The sequence below is a fragment of the Gammaproteobacteria bacterium genome (assembly GCA_028819075.1).
Lineage (GTDB): Bacteria > Gemmatimonadota > Gemmatimonadetes > Longimicrobiales > Gaopeijiaceae > BD2-11.
Window position 1 is genome coordinate 47825 of the sequence record JAPPMM010000051.1, and the last position, 18597, is coordinate 66421.

17 protein-coding genes are annotated in these 18597 nt (G+C 68.7%); 6 read left to right on the plus strand and 11 right to left on the minus strand.

Translation table 11 applies throughout. The features are described 5' to 3' along the window. Nucleotides 1-9 precede the first annotated feature (9 nt). The 3 genes from OXU32_14505 to OXU32_14515 are packed head-to-tail and all read left to right on the plus strand — an operon-like array spanning nt 10 to nt 4476. A complete protein-coding gene (locus tag OXU32_14505) occupies nt 10-2451 on the plus strand; it encodes an ABC transporter permease (protein MDE0075165.1) in 2442 nt (813 codons plus the stop codon). 19 nt (nt 2452-2470) lie between these two features. Beyond that, complete coding sequence (locus OXU32_14510) at nt 2471-3751, plus strand: HlyD family efflux transporter periplasmic adaptor subunit (protein MDE0075166.1); 1281 nt, start codon at nt 2471-2473, stop codon at nt 3749-3751. Next, a complete protein-coding gene (locus tag OXU32_14515) occupies nt 3748-4476 on the plus strand; it encodes an ABC transporter ATP-binding protein (GenBank protein MDE0075167.1) in 729 nt (242 codons plus the stop codon). Before OXU32_14510 ends, OXU32_14515 begins: the two co-directional genes overlap by 4 nt. Here OXU32_14515 and OXU32_14520 read toward each other — a convergent pair. Then, nucleotides 4439-5635 carry a threonine synthase gene (locus tag OXU32_14520; protein ID MDE0075168.1) on the minus strand — a complete coding sequence of 399 codons (1197 nt, stop codon included), beginning with the start codon at nt 5633-5635 and terminating at the stop codon, nt 4439-4441. The two genes, OXU32_14515 and OXU32_14520, sit on opposite strands and share 38 nt — an antisense overlap. A 188-nt stretch (nt 5636-5823) precedes the next feature. Here OXU32_14520 and OXU32_14525 point away from each other — a divergent pair, with 188 nt between their 5' ends. From OXU32_14525 to OXU32_14535, 3 genes are read left to right on the plus strand one after another with little or no spacing between them, the layout of a single operon-like run. Then, the gene (locus OXU32_14525) at nt 5824-6384 is read left to right on the plus strand and encodes an RNA polymerase sigma factor (GenBank protein MDE0075169.1); all 561 of its coding nucleotides are present in this window, start codon (nt 5824-5826) and stop codon (nt 6382-6384) included. After that, nucleotides 6372-7076: a hypothetical protein gene (locus OXU32_14530; GenBank protein MDE0075170.1), complete on the plus strand. Its 705-nt coding sequence runs from the start codon at nt 6372-6374 to the stop codon at nt 7074-7076. The genes OXU32_14525 and OXU32_14530 overlap by 13 nt, the downstream gene beginning before the upstream one ends. 1 nt (nt 7077) lies before the next feature. Next, complete coding sequence (locus tag OXU32_14535) at nt 7078-8169, plus strand: PDZ domain-containing protein (GenBank protein ID MDE0075171.1); 1092 nt, start codon at nt 7078-7080, stop codon at nt 8167-8169. Between the two features lie 21 nt (nt 8170-8190). On the opposite strand, the gene OXU32_14540 is transcribed toward OXU32_14535, so the two are convergent. The 10 genes from OXU32_14540 to priA form a co-directional block, all read right to left on the minus strand. Further along, complete coding sequence (locus OXU32_14540) at nt 8191-9411, minus strand: ABC transporter permease (protein ID MDE0075172.1); 1221 nt, start codon at nt 9409-9411, stop codon at nt 8191-8193. Nucleotides 9412-9430: 19 nt separating this feature from the next. Continuing rightward, nucleotides 9431-11107, minus strand: a complete 1677-nt coding sequence (locus tag OXU32_14545) for an efflux RND transporter periplasmic adaptor subunit (GenBank protein MDE0075173.1) — start codon at nt 11105-11107, stop codon at nt 9431-9433. A 50-nt stretch (nt 11108-11157) separates the two neighbouring features. Then, nucleotides 11158-11868 carry an ABC transporter ATP-binding protein gene (locus tag OXU32_14550; GenBank protein ID MDE0075174.1) on the minus strand — a complete coding sequence of 237 codons (711 nt, stop codon included), beginning with the start codon at nt 11866-11868 and terminating at the stop codon, nt 11158-11160. Next, the gene (locus tag OXU32_14555) at nt 11865-13169 is read right to left on the minus strand and encodes a TolC family protein (GenBank protein MDE0075175.1); all 1305 of its coding nucleotides are present in this window, start codon (nt 13167-13169) and stop codon (nt 11865-11867) included. The genes OXU32_14550 and OXU32_14555 overlap by 4 nt, the downstream gene beginning before the upstream one ends. Further along, entirely contained in the window at nt 13151-13720 is a 570-nt protein-coding gene (locus tag OXU32_14560; protein ID MDE0075176.1) for a hypothetical protein, read from the minus strand. Before OXU32_14560 ends, OXU32_14555 begins: the two co-directional genes overlap by 19 nt. Beyond that, nucleotides 13720-14088, minus strand: coding sequence for a hypothetical protein (locus OXU32_14565; protein ID MDE0075177.1), 369 nt, complete (start codon nt 14086-14088; stop codon nt 13720-13722). Before OXU32_14565 ends, OXU32_14560 begins: the two co-directional genes overlap by 1 nt. 103 nt (nt 14089-14191) lie before the next feature. Next, nucleotides 14192-14722, minus strand: a complete 531-nt coding sequence (locus tag OXU32_14570) for a sigma-70 family RNA polymerase sigma factor (protein ID MDE0075178.1) — start codon at nt 14720-14722, stop codon at nt 14192-14194. A gap of 71 nt (nt 14723-14793) precedes the next feature. Continuing rightward, nucleotides 14794-15036: a hypothetical protein gene (locus OXU32_14575; GenBank protein ID MDE0075179.1), complete on the minus strand. Its 243-nt coding sequence runs from the start codon at nt 15034-15036 to the stop codon at nt 14794-14796. Nucleotides 15037-15500: 464 nt separating this feature from the next. After that, a complete protein-coding gene (locus tag OXU32_14580; protein MDE0075180.1) occupies nt 15501-16076 on the minus strand; it encodes an HNH endonuclease in 576 nt (191 codons plus the stop codon). Nucleotides 16077-16296: 220 nt separating this feature from the next. Next, a complete protein-coding gene (gene priA / locus OXU32_14585; protein MDE0075181.1) occupies nt 16297-18573 on the minus strand; it encodes a primosomal protein N' in 2277 nt (758 codons plus the stop codon). Nucleotides 18574-18597 lie beyond the last annotated feature (24 nt).

Sequence of the window (18597 nt, forward strand, 5' to 3'; positions counted from 1 at the left end):
AGGAAGACCGTGTCCGCAATCCTCGATGACGTCCGCTACTCCCTGAGGTCCCTTCGGAGGACCCCCGGGTTCACCGTCGTGGCCGCATTGGTGCTCGCTCTGGGGATCGGCGCCACGAGCGCGATCTTCAGCGTGCTGAGCGCCGTGGTGTTGCGGCCCGTGCCGTTTCCGGACGGCCAGCGGGTCGTGAATCTGGCGTGGAACTACGGCACCTACGTTTCCCCCTACCTGACGGCAGCCCAGTTCTCGTACTGGCAGGAGCGCACACGCTCCCTGGGCACCTTCGCGAGCTGGCAGTCGTCTTTCGGACGGGTCGGCGAAGTCGGTGAGATCACGGGCGCTCAAGTCCTGCGCGTAACCTCAGGCTTCTTCGGCGTCGTGGGCATGTCGCCGGCGGTGGGTCGCGCCTTCGCCGAGGATGAATACCGGCCCGGAGGGCCCAGGGTCGCGGTGGTGTCTCCCGCGTTCTGGCGCGAGCACTTCGGCGAACAGATGGACGTGTCCGGCCGCGTCTCGATCAGGCTTGAAGAAGAGCCCTACGCGATCATCGGGCTGCTTCCCGAGGACTTCGCCTTCCCTTACGTGCCGGAACCCGTGGAGATGGTCCTGCCCACTGAGGTACCAACCGTCGATCCTGACGACCACGGCGAGAATTGGCCGGCCATCGCAAGGCTCGGCGACGACTACACGATGAGCGACGCCCGGACCGGGGTGGCGTCGCTCAATGCCGGGTTCCGGATGACGTACCCGCAGCAGGCCGCCGAAGCCGAACCGGGAATGACGCTCGACTCCTTCTCGGACTTGTACGTCGGGCAGACTGCGAATGCGATCTGGATCCTGATGGGCGCCGTCATGGCCGTCCTGCTGATCACCTGCGCCAACGTCGGCAACCTGTTCCTGGTTAGAGCATTGCGACGGCGAGGAGAGATGGCGCTGTGCGCTGCTCTCGGCGCGACCGAGAGCCGGATCGTGCGACTTGGCATGGCAGAGGCCATCGTGGTGGCTTCCGCGGCGGCCGCCGTCGGAGTCGCGCTCGCGGTGTCGGGCGCCAATGTGCTCGTCGCGTGGGCTCCCGTCCGGCTGCCGCTGGCAGGCTCGATCACGGTGGACTGGAGGGTTGTGGCGTTCACGACCGCGATTTCGCTGACGGCCGCCGTCGTGGTGAGTCTGGTGGCCGCGCGGCCCGCGGTGCGCGGGGGACTCTGGCGGGCGCTGGGACAGGGCTCCCGGACCACGACCGGGCAGCGTCGACTGCAGGAGGCGCTGGTGTCGGGGCAGACGGCGCTCTCGACCATCCTGCTCGTGGCCGCCGGCCTGCTCTTCACCACCTGGTCGAACCTCAGGCAAGCCGACCCCGGGTTCGATCCCGAAGCACTCGTAGCCGTCAAGCTGCCGATCAGACCTCCCAACTATGACACTTCCGAGCAGCTCGACCAGTTCGCACAGGGAGTGATCGAGAGTGTGCGAAGCTCGGACGGAATCGATCTCGCCGCCGGAGCGAGCAGTCTCCCCTTCGAGCGGGGCCTGAACTTCCCCATTTCGATAGCCGGACGCGACGAGTTCGGTGGTTCGGTCGAGCTGCGAACCGTCACCCGGGGCTACTTCGAGACGCTGGCGGTCCCGGTGGTCCGCGGACGATCGTTCGCGCCCGCGGATGTTCAGGGCGCGGTCCCGGTCGCCATCGTCAACGAGAGCTTCGCACGCAACTATTTTCCCGGCGACGACGCCGTCGGACAGCGCATAGATCTCGGGCGAATCAACAACGAGTACCGATTCCCTTCCCTGGCGGGGCCCGGAGTCCTGATCGTCGGTGTGGCCGCGGACGTACAGGATGTCTCGTTCCGGACCGAGGTCCGGCGAACGATGTACCTTCCGCACGCTCAGGCCGGCGACTACATCGCCAACATCCGAGCCGCGATGCCGGTTTTCGTGGTGCGGAGCACCCTGCCCGTGGAGCGACTCGAACTGGCGTTCGCCCAGGCGATACGCACGGTGGATCCCGCGCTTCCCGGCCCCGACGTCTTCGCTCTGAGCGAGACGGTCGCGGACTCAATGGCGCGGGAACGATTCGGCACCCTGCTCGTGACGCTCTTCGGAGCTCTCTCGCTCATCCTGACCGCAGTCGGCGTCTACGCCGTGCTGGCCCAAACCGTGCGAAGTCGTCGCCGCGAGATCGGAATCCGCATGGCCGTAGGCGCGAATGGCGACCGGGTACTGCGGCTGGTCGTCGTGCGAGGACTGCTCCCGGTCGTCGTCGGGATCGGCGTTGGACTCGCGGGTGCGATGGCCGTCTCGGATCTGCTGGAAACCTACCTCTGGGGCGTCACGGGCACCGACGCCAGGACACTCGGCACAGCGGCGGCCGGAATCCTCGCTGTGGCCACCTTCGCGTGCTGGATTCCCGCGCGGGAAGCGACGGGGGTAGACCCGGTCACAGCCCTGGCCTCGTGAGAACCCCAAGGAGCCAGACTTGGACATCATTCGCGATACCGGCCCCCGAAAGCGGAAGAAGAAGCTGGCGTGGAGCGCAACGGCCATCGGCGCCTTCGCGATCGCCGTCTTCGGATGGCAGCTGCTTCCGTCGGGCGTCCCGACCGTCGATGCCGCCGCCGTATGGAGCGACACGGTGGCGCACGGAACATTGATTCGGCAGGTACGGGGTCCGGGCACTCTCGTACCGGAGCAGATGCGCTGGATCACCGCCGTGACCGCCGGGCGCATCGAGCAGATCCTTTCCCTGCCGGGCGCCGACGTCTCGGCCGGTGATCTCATCATGCGCCTGAGCAACCCCGATGTGGACATGCAATTGCTGCAGGCCCAGCAGCAGTTGTCGGCGACGCACGCGAGCCTCGTTCAACTGCGCACCAGCCTGCGGATGCAAGAGCTTCAGCAGCGCGCCACCACGGCAACCGTGCGTGCGGACTACCTGGAGGCAGAGCGAATCCATCGCATCAACCAGCAGCTCTTCGACGAGAATCCGGAACTCGTCGCCCGAGCCGACCTCGACCGGTCACGCGAGTCCGTGGAAGCTCTGTCGCTTCGCCTCGAGACCGAGACAGAGCGCCTGGCCGTGATCCAGGCCACGTCAGGGGAGCAAATCAGCGCCCAGGAGGAGCAGATCACGCGCCTCGCCGACCTGGCTCGGTTCAGCCGCGATCGAATCCAGTCCATGCACGTGACCGCGTCGGTGAGCGGCGTCCTGGCGCCGCTCGACATTCCGCTCCAGGAGGGACAGTGGGTGCAGTCGGGCCAGGCCCTGTCGCGAGTCGTCGTGCCGGGCCGCCTGAAGGCCGAGATCCGCATACCACAGACGCAGGCGCAGGAAATCGCCGTCGGACAGGTCGCGAAGATCGACACCCGGACGGACACGATTCAGGGGCGGGTGGTGCGCATCGATCCCGCGGTTCGGAACGGCACCGTGACGATCGACGTCGCGCTACCGCCGAGCCTTCCGCCGTCGGCACGGCCCGATCTCAGCGTTGACGGAAGCGTGATCGTCGAGCGCCTGGACGACGTTGTCCACATGGGCCGTCCGACGTTCGGGCAGGCCAATCAGCAGGTGAGCCTCTTCAGGGTGGTCGATGGCGGGCGGTTCGCGGAGCGGGTCACCGTCCGTCTCGGCGCCAGTTCGCTGAACGACATCGAGATACGTGAGGGACTGCAGCCAGGCGATGTCGTGATTCTGTCGGACATGTCCCAATGGGACGGGTTCAGCCGGGTGAGGCTGAGGGGACGCGGAGGAGCACGATGATGACCAGTGATGCGCTGATCCGACTGGACGGCGTGGGCAAGGTCTTCCTCGCCGAAGAGGTGGAGACCCACGCGCTGTCGAACATCAATCTGTCGATACGCAGCGGCGAATACGTATCGATTGCGGGGCCGTCGGGCTGCGGCAAGACGACGCTGCTGTCGATTCTGGGATTGCTGGACGGCCCCACGAGCGGGCGATACCTGCTGGACGGCACCCCGGCCGAGAACCTGGATGCGAGCCAGCGCGCACGGGTTCGAAACCGGGCGATCGGCTTCATCTTCCAGGCGTTCAACCTGATCGGCGATCTCACGGTGTACGAGAATGTCGAGTTGCCGCTGACGTATCGAGGAATGGGGTTCGCGGAACGCAAAGAGCGCGTGCAGGAGTCCCTCGAGCGGGTGGAGCTCGCTCATCGCACGCGACACTACCCCAATCAGCTGTCGGGCGGCCAGCAGCAGCGCGTCGCGGTCGCGCGCGCGATCGTCGGAAAGCCACTCATCCTGCTCGCGGACGAGCCCACCGGAAATCTCGACTCGCGGAACGGAAGCGCGGTGATGAGGCTGCTTGCAGAACTACATGACGATGGCGCCACGATCTGCATGGTGACGCACGATCCGCGCTATTCCCACATCGCCGACCGGACCGTCCACCTCTTCGACGGGCAGATCGTGAGCGAAGACGAAGAGCTCACCCTGACTCCACCGGCGTCATTCCCACATACTTGAGCCCGCTCCCGGTGTTGAAGAGCACCGTCTCGTCGTCCTCGGAGAGCAGTCCCATCTCCTTCAGCTCCGGCACGGCCGCCAGCACCGCCCCTCCCTCCGGGCACGCGAAGATGCCGGTGCACTCGCCCATCGCGCGCACCGCCTCGGCCATCGCCGCGTCCTCGATCGCGACCGCGCCACCCCCGGATTCCCTGATCGCGCGCAGCATGAGGAAGTCGCCCACCGCCGCCGGGACCCGCAGACCTGCCGCATAGGTCTCGGCGTCGTCCCAGAACCGGGCGGCCTCGGTTCCGTCCTGCCAGGCGCGCACCACCGGCGCGCACCCGGTCGGCTGAACCGAGAACATCTTCGGGCGCTCGCTCCCGATCCAGCCCATCCGCTTCATCTCGTCGAACGCCTTCCACATCCCGATGAGGCCGGTGCCGCCGCCCGTCGGGTAGATCACGGCGTCCGGCAGCCGGAACCCGAGTTGTTCGAAGAGCTCGTACCCCATCGTCTTCTTGCCCTCCACGCGGTAGGGTTCCTTCAACGTGGAGAGATCCCACCAGCCCATGTAGTCCGCCCCCTCGCGCACGACCTTGCCGCAGTCGGTGATGAGGCCGTCCATCAGCACCAGGTCGGCGCCCAATCCCTGGATTTCCTCCACGATGGTGGCCGGGGTGTCGTTGGGCGCGACGATGTGAACCGGCAGCCCGCCCGCGGCTCCGTACGCGGCCGCAGCGCTGCCCGCGTTGCCCGCCGTGGGAATGGCCAGCTCCTTCGCCCCCAACTCCTTCGCGCGCGATACGGCCAGGCACAGCCCGCGGTCCTTGAAGCTGCCGGTGGGGTTCATGCCTTCGTTCTTCACCCAGAGGCGGCGCATGCCGTAGCGCTTCGCGAGGCGCGGTGCGTCCGTGAGCGGCGTCCAGCCCTCTCCGAGGGACAGCTGGCATTCGGGAACCCGTACCGGCAGCACCTCCTCGTAGCGCCAGAGATCGGGCCGCCGTCCCTCCAGATCACCCGGGCGGAAGTGGCGCCGGATGGTGTCCAGGTCGTAGCGGGCGAACAGCGGTCTACCGGCGGGCGAGAGCCCCATCAGCTGCTCGCTGTCGAAGGTCTCGCCTGTCCAGGTGCACTCCAGATGGGTGGCGCCGCGCGCCTTCCACGGAATCGCGTTCATTTGCGTGGCTTATCCGGGGCTTTAGGCTTGTTCAAGATGCGGCGCAAGGTTACAGGCAACCAACTGGCGCCGCAACTCATCCAACAGACGTAGTTCGGGACGCCGGAACCGGTCTGGATACAACCCGAATGAGTCGAGCACAGAGGACAATCGCGCTTCGCGACGAGCGGGTACCGACGGATGAAGGGATGAACGAATCCCGGCTGATCCGCAGGGCGAGCGAAGGTGACGCTCGGGCGGTGCGGTCGCTGTACGACCGCTACAGCCCCCGCGTGTATGCCGTGGTGCGCAGAATCGCCGGGGACGACCATACGGCTCAGGACTACGCCCAGGAGACCTGGGTGCGCGTCATCCGGGCGCTGCCGACGTTCCGCGGCGAATCGAAGTTCTCGACCTGGCTGCACCGCATCGCCGTCAACGCGGCGCTGCAATCGAGGCGCCGGGAGAGCACCCGGCAGGATCGGGAGGTGCCGATCCCGGATACCGTTCCGGTGCGTTACTCGCCGGGAGATCCTCTCCTGGCGCAGCGGCTGGAACGAGCAATGGACCGGCTCCCGGAGGGGATGCGGCGCGTGCTGATCCTTCACGACGTGGAGGGCTACACGCATCAGGACATCGGTGAGATGTTGGGCGTGACGGCGGGAACATCCAAGTCGCAGCTCTTCAAGGCGCGGGCGAAAATGAGACAATGGCTGGGTTCGGTTCACGAACCCCGACACGAACAGGAGCGGGAAGCATGGAGCATCTGAGTCTGGAAGCTCTGGCTCGCCTGGTTGACGAGACACCCTTCAGGAGCGAGAGGCGGCACCTGGCGCGCTGCCCGGACTGCTCCCGGGAGCTGGAGCGGCTGCGTGAGCAGACGGAGACGCTGGGGTCGCTGCCGGACCTGCGGCCGGCGCCCGGAGACTGGCCGGCGCTGGAGGCACGGCTGGAACGCGAGGGACTCCTGCGCGGAAGCAATCCGGCTGATGCGGTCATCCGCCTGATCGACCGCAGGCGCGGCTGGATGCAGGCCGCCGCCGCGCTGGTGCTCTTCCTTGCGGGAGGTCTCTCCGGAGCGGTGCTGGCACCGGCGGAATGGGGTCTGCAGGCAGGTGGCGGACAAGTTGCAGCGGGCGAGATGACGGCGGGCGGGGTGTCCCCGGCCGAACTCTCCATCGAGGAGGCCGCAACTGCCGAGGAAGCGGCCCAGGTCCTGCATCTCGCGGAACAGAACTACCGGGACGCGATGCTGCGGTATCGGGCGCTGACCCGCGGTCCCGAGGCCGAGACACCCATGGATCCCCGTCGTCTTGCGGTCATCGACGCGATGGTAGCCATGGGACAGGCGGCCGTTCAGGAAGCTCCCGACGATCCGTTCCTGAACGGGTTCCTGGTCAGCGCGGTAGCGGAGCGCGAAGCGGCGTTGAACGCGCTCTTCGCCTCCGCCGATCGGTACTAGCATGCTCCGTTTCGGCGCTTCCGGAGCCTTGCTCCTGCTGCTTTCGCTGTTAGCCGCGGGCGCGGAGGCTCAGACGCGGGTCCAGGCGGCTGAGGGTGGCTGGATCGGCATCCAGGTCGAAGGCCGCGCGCGGCCCGACGGTTCCACCCGCGTGATGATCGTGCGGGTGGACCGCGGAAGTCCCGCCGACCGGGCGGGGGTGCGTCCGTTCGATCTCCTGGTCCGTCTGGATGGGGCCGATGTCTCGCCGGAAGCCCTGGTCGAGCTGGGCGAGCGGCTTCGCCCCGGGCTTCCCGTCGAGCTCACCCTGCTGCGCGCAAACCGGGAGCGGACCCTGCGCGTGGTCGCCGGAACGCGGCCCGATCCCATGGATCCGGCCACGATGGAGGAGTTCACCGCGCGCGTCGACTCGGCGCGCCTGCAGATCCTGCGCATGGTGGACTCGCTCATGGCCGATACGACCTGGGCGAGAATTCGGACTGACATGGAGGCCGTCCGCCGGGCCATGGTCGAGCAGGCCGAGCCCACCGGCGAACTGGAAGCGGCCGCGGAGGTGATGGAGCGGGTACAGGAAATGATGGTGCGGGCCCGTGAGGCGATGCGCTCCCAGCGTTTCGGTCCCCGGCCTCCGGGCGGGCCTCCCCCGGCACGTGTACGGATTACGGTCGACGAGACCGGGCCGGACGAGCGCGGAGGCCGCAGGGTGTCGCCCGCGCGCGGGCGCATCACCATCGACGGCAGTGGCTTCGGCGGACGCAGAGGCCCCGGAGGCCCGCCGCCTGGCGTTCGCTTCCGGTCTCCCTACCTGCTCGGTCACCGTTTCGTGGCGGGAGCCGAACTCGAGGTGGTGGAACCGGACGCTTCGGCCGGCATTGGGGGAAGCAGGCTTCGGGTCGTGCAGGTCGTGGAAGGCAGTCCCGCCTACCGCGCCGGCCTGGCGCCCGAGGACGTGATCGTGAGCATCGGTGGAGAGCCCGCAAGCAGCCTGACGGAATTCCGCATCCGCCTGGGGCGGCTGATCCGCCGGGGTCGCCCGGAGATGCAGGTGGTGCGCGGCGACACGACCCTGGTGGTCATTCTGCCGCGACAGTAGGGAGCCTGGCGCCCCCCCGCCCTACTCGTACCTGAGCGAGTCGATCGGATCGAGCAGCGCCGCCCGGCGCGCGGGCCATATCCCGAAGAAGAGCCCGATCCCCGCTGAGAAGAGCAGCGCCACAGCCACGGCCGCCGGCGCCACCGCCGTTTCCCAGCCCGCGGTGTTCGAGAGGAGTTCGGCGCTGCCGACTCCCGCGGCCACCCCCAGAATCCCGCCCATCGTGCACAGCACGAGCGACTCGATGATGAACTGGAGCAGGATGTTCAGGCGAGTGGCGCCCATGGCCTTGCGGATGCCGATCTCGCGGGTGCGCTCGGTGACGCTCACCAGCATGATGTTCATGATGCCGATGCCGCCCACCAGCAGGCTGATCGCCGCGATGCCCCCGAGCAGGTAGGTGAAGGTCTGCTGCGTCTCGTTGAACGACTCGAGCAACTGCGCCGAATTGCGGATGGAGAAGTCGGCCTCCTCACCGGGCGGAATGCGGTGCTCACGCCGCAGGATGCGGTCGATGTCGGCGTAGGCCGCGTCCATGGAACCTTCGTCCAGGACCTTCACGCTGATGGAATTGAGCCGGTCGCGGCCCCCGAAGACCCGGTACTGGGCCGTGCTCAGCGGGATGTAGACACGCTCATCCGGCTGCGACCACGGGCTGGATTCGCCCTGCTCTTCGAGAACGCCGATGACCTCGAAGGGGATTCCGCGGATCTGGACGGTGCGCCCCACCAGCAGCGCCGCTGGCGTCTCCAGCTGGTTGGGGATCTCCGACCCCACGACGGCCACGCGGCGGCGGCCCTGCACTTCGCCTTCGTCGAATATCCTTCCGAGATCCAGATCGATGTTCTGGACGTCGAAATACTCGGGCCAGGTGCCCAGCACCTCGTTGCTCGAGTTCCAGCGCAGATAGGAAACCTGCTGGCGCTGCTCGATTTCCGGAGCGATCAGGAGCGAGCCTCCCGTCTGCATGCGCAGCGCCTCCGCGTCCTCGTCGTACAGGCGCGCGCGCGCGCCTCCGTCCCGGATGCCCCGGAACATGCTCTGCCCGGGCCGGATGGTGAGCACGTTGGTGCCCATGTTCTGGATCTGCTCTTCCACGCGCTGTTGCGCGCCCTCGCCCAGCGACACCATGGCGATCACCGCGGCGACGCCGATGATGATCCCCAGCGTGGTGAGGAACGAGCGCAACGCGTTGACCCTGATGGCCTGAAGGGCGACGACGACGATTTCCTTGATCAGCATTTCGGATCTCCGGGCTGCCTCAGCGCCTTCCGCCGCGCGGGGTACCTCCTCCGAACGGGCTTCCGCCGCCCATCCGCTCGCGCATGCGGTCGATGAACTCCTGCTGCTGCGCCTGCAGCTGGGCCGCGCCGATGAGCGCCACCTCTTCACCCTCTTCGAGCCCGACCAGCACCTCGGTATTGTCCCAGTCGTTCACGCCGATCAGGATGGGGCGCGGCTCGATGGTGCCGTCCGCGGAGACCACGAACGTGATCGCCGGTCGGGGCGCGCCCTCCTGTTCGCGACGGCCGGCAAACCCGCCGACGTCGACGCCCATGGGATCCATCATGCCCTGGCCCGCGGCGGGGCCCATTCCCATCATTCCGGCACCGTTGCCGGCCCCGGCGCCCAAGCGCCTGCCAGCACCCATTCCAGCACCGGCGTCAGCGCCCGCTCCAGGACGGCCAGTGCCCGCTCCAGGGTCTCCGTTCACAGCCGCTTCGGGACCGCCGCCGTTCTCCGCGCGGGCCTGCATCATCTGCTCGCGCATCTGCTCGCGCGAGATTTCCCCGCTCGCCAACTGATCGCGAAGCTCCTGCAGGCGGGCGTTTCCGTCCATCCCGCCCATCGGCCTCTGGCCCGCCATCATTCGCCCGGGGGCTCCATCCGGTGCCGCCATGAACCCGCCAGGCGCGCCGGAGCTGCCCGGCAATGAGGCACGCAGGTCTGCAAACACCGACCGATCCATCTCGATCGCGTCCGGATCCATCCCCAGCACCATCGCCGCGGGCGCCATCTCCTGGAACTGCACCAGCGCGTTGTTGGGGATGAGCAGGGCATTGGGTCGCTCGGCGACCAGGATTTCGACCTCCGCGTTCATGCCGGGCTTGAGCAGGCCGCCACGGTTATCGATCATCACGATCACCGCGAACATGGTCACGTTCTGCTGGACCTCGGCCTGCGGTTCGATCTTGTCGACGATTCCCGCGAAGGTGCGCCCCGGGAATGCTTCCACCGTCACCGTTGCGGTCAGGTCGGCCGAGATCTGTCCGACATCGGTCTCGTCCACCAGCGTGCGCACCTGCATCTCGGCCAGGTTCGCCATCATGAAGAGGGTCGTGCCGCCGGATACGTTCTGCGACGCGGACTGGATGACCTGTCCCTCCTCGACGTTCTTCTGGATGATGGTGCCGGCCATGGGCGCGCGAATGGTCACGTCGCTCAGGCGCAGCTCGGCCAGCTCCATGCTCGTGGTGGCCTTGACCAGGTTTGCCTGCGCGTTCGCGAAGTCCAGGTTGGCCGACTCGTGTTCCTGTTCCGTGATCACGCCGGATTCGAGGAGCAGGCGGGAGCGCTCCAGCTGGGCGGTCGAAATCTCCACCCGCGCCCGCGCCACGTTCAGGTCGGCTTCCGTCTGGTTGAAGTCGTTGCGCACGTCGCGCGGATCGATCTCCGCGAGCAGCGCGCCCGGCTCGAGCTCGTCCCCGGTGTCCACGTGCAGGCGCAGAATCTCTCCCGAGGCCTTGGACTTGACCTCCACGGTGCGCACGGGCTCCATCAGGCCGGTTGCCTCGGCCACCAGGCGCAGGTCGTCGCGCAGAGCCGGCATCGTCGTAAGGCCGGGCGCTTCTTCCACCGTGTCGGCGCCGTTGCAGGCCGCCACGGCCAGCAGTGCGAGAAGCCTTACGCCTCCGTTCGTCAGTGCCTTGGTGCTCACGTTCATTTCCTCTCCAGAGAATCCTGCTTCGCAGGCTGAGGTGTCATTGCTCAAACAGTCGCCGCCACCATCGGCTCGTTCAGGAAGTCGCGCGCGACCAGGCCGTCGAGCAGATGAATCTGGCGCTGCGCGTACTGCGCGATGTCGTGTTCGTGCGTGACCACGAGGATGGTCTGCCCCTGCCGGTGGAGGTCCACGAAGACCGACATGATCTCCTCGCTGGTGGTGGAGTCCAGGTTTCCCGTGGGCTCGTCGGCCAGCAGGATGGCGGGCCCGTTGACGAGCGCGCGCGCGACCGCCACGCGCTGCCGCTGGCCGCCGGAGAGCTCCGGCGGGCGGTGGTCCATGCGCAACCCCAGGCCCACCGTCTCCAGTGCCTCGCGGGCCCGTTGGCGCCGCTCGCGGGCGGAAACTCCGGCGTAGATGAGCGGCAGCTCCACGTTGTGCAGGGCCGTGGCGCGCGGCAGCAGGTTGAAGGTCTGGAACACGAACCCGATCTCGCGGTTGCGGACGTGGGCGAGCTGATCGTCGCTCAGGTCGCTCACGAGCTGCTCGTTCAGCCAGTACTGCCCCCGGGTGGGTGTGTCCAGACAGCCGATCAGGTTCATGAAGGTGGATTTGCCGCTGCCCGAGGGTCCCATGATGGCGACGAACTCGCCCCGGCTGATCTCGAGGTCGACGCGGCGAAGGGCGCGGATGGTCTCCGCTCCCAGGACGTAGTGCTTGGTCAGTCCGGACGTTTGGATAACAGGTCGGCTCACAGTTCGCTCCCCAGAATCGCCTCCAGTTGCGCACGCGCGACCGCGTAGTCGTATCGCGCCGTAACCAGACCCGACTCCGCCTGCACGAGGGCGATCTGACTCGTGATCAGGTCGAGGATGGTCGCAACGGAGAGATCGAAGCGCTGCTGCACGACCCGGAGGTCCTCCTCCGCCACATCCCTCGCCTCGATGGCGATGGCGATGGCCTGCTCGGAGGTCCTCAGCGCGAACACCGCTCCATCCACCTGCGCGCGGACCAGAAGTCTGGCATCCTCCTCCTGTACGAAGGCAACGCGTTCCTGATTCTCGGCGCGCGCGATGTTCTGGTCGCGGTTGAAGCCGTCGAACACGTTGTAGCTGCCGGAGAGGCGAACATTCCACGAAGTCGTCCCGCCGTCGAAGGCGACTTCCCTGTTTGCCCAGCTGTAGCCGGACGAGACCCGGAGCGACGGGAATCGCGAGGCCCGGGAGGAACCGGCGGCTGCCGAGGCGGCCCGGGCGGCTGCGCGGGCGCTGCGTACGGCCGGCGAGCGCTCTTCGGCGAGGAGGAACATCTCCTGCTCGCTCAGAGCGAGCGGACTCGGGCCGAGATCGTCCGGAAGCTCGGGCATGACCGGCTCCGGCAACCCCACCTGCCGCCCCAGGGCGAAACGCGCCGCGCGGGTGGCGGCCTCCGCCTGAAGCACCGACTGCATCGCGTTCGCCACCTCAAGCCGGGCCCGCAGCGTGTCGGAGCGCGTCCCGGAGCCCAGCTCGGCGCGGCGACGCGTGTTGGCCAGGCTCTCCTCGGCCCGTTCCACGCTCGCCTGCGCCACTTCAAGAAGATCCGCCTGGCGCAGGGCGGCGAAGTACAGATCCTTGGTCTGCAGAATCACGCCGAAGCGTTGATTCTCCATGTCCGCTTCGGCGGCGGCGATATCCGCTCTCGCCCGATCCATGTTGGCGAAGCGCTGGCCACCGTTGAAGAGGCTGTACGACAGCGAGAGGCCCGCGTTATAGCTCTGGCTCGCGCCGACGACGGTGCGCTGGGTGGCCGCGTCGAACCGCTGGCTGCTGTTGGTCGAGGCGCCGGAGCTGAGGCTCAGGGTCGGGAGAAAGCCTCCCCAGGCGGCCCTGTGCGAGACGCCGGCGTTGTCCAGACCGGCCCGCGCCTGCGCCATCGACGGGTGCACCTGCAGCGACCTTGCGATCGCCTCGTCCAGCGTAAGCGGCTGCTGCGCCGAAAGGGTGCCCGCCAGGGCGAGCGCCGCGATGGCATGCGCGGAGAAGCGCCGCCAGTGCTTCATACTTTGCGTGACCATTCGCCCCCATCCCGTGCTCCCCCGTCCCTGTCCCCGTCCCCGCTGTCCCGCTGAGGGCCTTCCTGGTCGCCCTGTCGCCGGTCACGCTCGCCGTCGCGAGCTTCGGACCGCGATCTCCCCCTTTCCCTTTCGTCCTCCAGTTCCCTGCGGCGGTCGAAATCGTTCAGCAGGGCGTCGTACTCGGCAGCCTGCTCCGGGGTGAGCACCGCCTTGATGGAGGAGCGCGTCGACTCGATCAACTCCCCGTACCCCGTCCGGTAGTCCGCCCGCAACTGCCGCATCATCATTCGCGACTGGCCTACGATCGAATCAACCTGAACCTGCTGCTCGGCGCTCAGTCCGACGCGCTCGACGATCAGGCCGCGACGGCGGGTCTCCCCTCCGCGATCCTCATCCGCCTCCTCCGCCGCCACGGCCGCAGGCGCGGTGGGCGCCCTGGGTTCTGCCTGAGCCGACGATGTCCTTGACCACACCAGGCCGAGAAGGAACCCGGCCACCAAGGTCGCAAAGAGTACGCCGCCGGCTGCTGCGCGGGTGTTGCGTGCGGTCATCACCAACCTCCCTCGATCGCGACCAAAAAGGCCACCTCGTCCACCTGATCGGCAACGAGCACCGCCGGCAGCGGCTCGTCATCGACCCCGGACACCAGAGCTTCCTCAAGGGCGATGCCGGATCCGGGCGTCGTCTCGCCCGGTGCCAGCAGGGAGGCCATCGCTGCGGCCGCGACCACCGACGCCGGGACCAGCAATCTCCACCATGACGCCAGCACGTCGCCTACCGTCAGCCGGCGCGTCGCGCGCCGCCTGGCCAGCTCCGGACCCGCAAGGGCCATCACGCGGGCCTGGAATCGGGCCCAGTGGCCAGGGTCGGAGTGCCCGGGATCGAGTAGCTCCAGGGAGATTCTGCCTTTGTCGACCATGTCGCCATTCCGGCCTGATGTGGTTTGTCTGTTCATCTGAGTGTGTCGTCCGTCCAGCTACCTGTTCGTGTCTCTTGCCTGGATCCCGCGAGATTGCTTCCAGCTATGCGTCCGGCCTGAGGAGCGCTCGCAGCGACTTGCGCGCGTAGTGCAGATGCGAGCGTACCGTCCCCGCGGGGAGCCCGAGGCGCTGTGCGATCTCTCTGTGCTTCCATCCCTCCAGGTCGTGCAGCAGCACGATCTTCCTTTGTACTTCGGGCAGCTCTGCGAGCGCGCGGGCGAGTTCCTCGCGCAACTCCGACAACTGCGCCTCCTTCTCCGGCGTCGGGGTGCTGGAACGGGCGCTGAACGGAATCGGGTCCGTCGCCCGCAACGCCTCCCGGCGCACGAGGTTGTTCGACCGGTTTCTCACGATCGTCATCAGCCAGCCCCCGAACCTGGCGGGGCTCCGACAATCGTCGAGACGTTCGAGGGCGACCAGGAAAGCTTCCTGGGCCGCGTCCTCCGCGTCTTCCGGCCGGCCGATCACGGAGAGAGCCACCAGAAATGCCGCCCTGCGATAGCGGGTTACGAGTTGCCCGAAGGCATCCCCGTCCCCCGACCGGGCCAGTGCAACCAGCGTCGCGTCATCCAAGTGATCGTCGCCTCAACGAGAATGACACGTGGACATCGAACGTTGTTGAATGGCTGGCAGCCCACGGACTGCTAGCGCCGACGTCGTAGCCGGCTTCGGCGTTTCCGCCTGGTCTTGCCGGACCGGGGCCACTCGCGGGTGGCCTCCGCCAGCAGCGCCTGCCATTCGTCGGGGAAGAGTCCCCCAAGATCCCGGGCGGCCGTCAGAAACTCGCCGCGCGGCTTCTCCGCCTCGTTCCCGGCGCGAAAGAACCGCACCAGCATGAGCGCGGCGCCCGAATCGGCGATGACGCCGCTTCGCGCGGTCCCCGCCACGCGCGCGATCCAGGCCGTTCCCTCGGCGTCGGAGAATCCCCACTCGATTGACGCAGGTGCCGACCGGACGGTTGCTTCTTCAGGAGGCTCGCCACGACGCGAGGGACGCCCGCGTGCCGGCGCGGCCGGCCGAGGCGTGCCGCGCGCGGGCTTCAGGCGAGCCGGGGGAGGTGGCGACCCGGACGCGGGTGGCGGCGGGGCTCCGGAGCGCTCGGGCGGCGGAGCCGGCGGTCGCGCGGACGGCGGCGAGGAAGGGCGGGCGGACGGAGGCGGCTTCTGACGGGCCGGAGAGGCGGGCGCCCCGGGGGGCGCTGGTCGAGGCGGGTCCGGCCGGTCCGCGGGCGGAGGGGCGGGACGGGCGGGAGGTGGAATCCCGGGTCGAGCCGGTGAGGATGACGGCGGTTCGGCGGACGGAGGGCGGTCCGGCCCGGCGCCGCCGGGCCCGTCCGGTGGCGACGGCGGTTTCACGCGCTGCCGGTCGACCGCACGGTCGACAGGGAGAGCGCCTTCAGGACCTCGTCTCCGTAGAACATGCGCACGTACTTGGCCTGAACCGGGGTAACGCTGCGCACAGCCCAGACCAGATGGACGTGGTTGGGCTCGGCGGGGATGGAGAGCAGACGCATGCCGGCCTCCGCGGGCGTCTTGTTGCCCTTGCGGTTGTTGCAGGGCGAGCACGCCGAAACCACGTTCGTCCACTGATTGCTCCCGCCACGGGAGATCGGCAGGATATGGTCGCGGGTCAGGAACTCGCGCGGCCGCAACCGATCGCGGTGGCGGCCGCAGTACTGACAGCAATAGTCGTCGCGCGCGAACATGAAGGTGTTGGTGACCTGCCGGCGGAAGCGCCGCGGCACGTGCACGAAGCGTACGAGGCGGATGACCGCGGGGAACGGGATGTTGCGGTGCTCCGAGCGGAACGCGCGCGCGTCTTCCGCCTCGAGGATCTCCGCCTTCGCGTCCAGCACCAGGCGCACTGCGCGCCGCGCGGGGACGATGGTCAGTGGCTCGTAGGAGGCGTTCAGCGCGAGGCAGCTCATCGCGAATCCGGGGTTGCGGGACCTTCCCTGACCGCCGCCGGCCCGGCTCCGGCGTTTCCCGGGACGCGGCCGGCTACCTGACTGCGCAGGTGGCGGATGACGGCCCACTCCCACGGCCGGACCGATCAGCGCCGCAAACTATCGGGGATCGGGAGGCGGAGCAACTGCGGCATGAGCCGCCGGGCCCGCCTGCGCGCGAATCGTCGGCGCAGCGCTTCTGCTACAACAGCGCCATCGGATCGCGGTCGATCAGAACCCGCGCGTCGGAGGGGGGACGGAAGCCCGTCGAGAAGGCTCGGGTGAGCGTTCCCAGGGCGCGCGCGGACGGGCTGCGCAGCAGGAAGTGCCAGCGCCACCGGCTCTGCAGGCGCTCGATGGGCGCGGGAGCCGGGCCGGTGAGTTCGACCCGTGTGCCGCGCAGCCGGCGCTCCACCCAGGTGGCCGCCTCCTCGGCCGCGGTCGCGGCGGTGTCGGGATCGGGGCTGGTCACGATCACGTTGACCAGGCGCGCGTGCGGCGGATAGCCGGGTCCCGTGCGTTCGGTCAGCTCGCGCTCGGCGAACGCTTCGTAGTCGTGTTCGCGCGCCGTCCTGATGGCATAGTGGCCGGGCATGCGGGTCTGGATCACGACATCGCCGCCCAGGGTGCCCCGCCCCGCCCGGCCCGCAACCTGGCTCAGCAGCTGGAAGGTCCGCTCGCTGGCGCGGAAGTCCGGCAGGTGCAGGCCGACATCGGCATCCACCACCCCGACCAGCGTCACACGCGGGTAGTCGAGGCCCTTGGCGATCATCTGCGTCCCGAGCAGGATGTCGACCTCGCCGCGGCCCACGCGCCCCAGGATCTCGCTGTGCGCCCACTTGCGCGCGGTCGTGTCCACGTCCATGCGCGCGACCCGGGCCCGGGGGAAGGACTCGGTTACGACGCGCTCCACCTGCTCGGTGCCGAGGCCCCGGCGTGAGAGCGCGCGGGATTCGCAGCGGCGGCAGCGGTCGGGCACGCGCTCCTCGTAGCGGCAGTGATGGCAAAGCAGCCGCCCGGTGGCGCGGTGGAAGGTGAGCGAGACCGAGCAGTCCGCGCATACCGGCACCTCCCCGCATTCCCGGCACTGGAAGAAGTTCGAGTACCCGCGGCGGTTGAGCAGCAGAATTGACTGCTCGCCGCGTTCCAGGCGGAGGCCGATGGCGCCGGTCAGCTCGGGCGAGAGCACGGTGCGCCCGGTGGTCGAGGCGCGCGCGGGCCGGCCGCCGTTGCGCGGGTTCGAGGCGGATGCGGAAGGGGGTTCGCGAAGATCCACGACGCGCACGGGGGGCAGCGAGCCCCCGGTGGCACGCTCGGGAAGCCGCAGCAGCTCGAACTTGCCGCCGATCTGGTTCGACCAGCTCTCGAGCGACGGGGTCGCGCTGCCCAGCAGGCACAACGCGCCATCCTGGCGGGCACGCATGATGGCCACGTCGCGGGCATGGTACCTGGGGGCGTCGGACTGCTTGTAGCTGCCTTCGTGCTCCTCATCCACGATGATGGCGCCCAGGTGGGGGACGGGCGCGAAGATGGCCGAGCGGGCGCCGATGGCGATGCGACGGACCCCCGAGCGCAGTTGTCGCCAGGCGTCGTAGCGCTCCCCGTCGGAGAGCCCCGAATGAAGCACCGCGACGCGGTCGCCGAAGTGCGCGCGAAAGCGGGTCACGGTCTGGGGCGTGAGCGAGATCTCCGGCACGAGCACGATGGCCGACCGGGCGCGCGCGTCCACGACCTCCTTCAGGAACTCGATGTAGACCAGGGTCTTGCCGGACGCGGTGACGCCGTGGAGCAGGACGGGTCGCGGCGCCGGAGCGTCCAGCGCGGACAGGAGCCGCCTCAGCGCGGCCGCCTGGGCGGGATTGGGCGTCAGGTCGGGAGGCGGCTCCGGACCGGTGGACGCGAACGGGTCGCGTACGACCTCCTGGTCGCGGACCTCGACGATGCCCTTCTTCTCCAGAGCCTTCACCACGCCCCGGCCGATGCCCTGGTCGAGGAGCGAGGCGAGCGCCATCGATCCGGCGGCGCGCTCCAGAAACTCGTAGGCGGCCTTCTGGCGCGGGGCGCGCGCGAAAGCGTCGTCCCGCTCGGCGAGCGACTCCAGCCAGCGCGCGATGTGCGCGACCTTCCGGGTGCGCGCCATCGTCCCCGGCCCCCGGCCCGTCCCACAGAGCAGCGAGGGGAGGGCCGCTCGCAGGACAAGCCCCAGGGGAGCGATGTAGTACGCGGCCATCCAGCGGGCGAGCTCGAGGAGCCCCGGCGGCAGCGACGGCTCCTCTTCGAGAATTTTCGAGATGCGGCGCAGGCGCAGCTTCCCGGACCCGGGGCGTCCCGGACCGACCACCCATCCGACCCGCTTGGCCCTGTGGAAGGGCACCAGCACGCGGGTGCCCGGCGCCGGCCGGAGCCCGTCCGCAGCCAGGGCGTAAGTAAAGGTCTGGTCGACGGGAAGCGGGAGCGCGACTTCGACGCGGGACGGCACTACCGGCGGCGCGCGGAGCCGTTT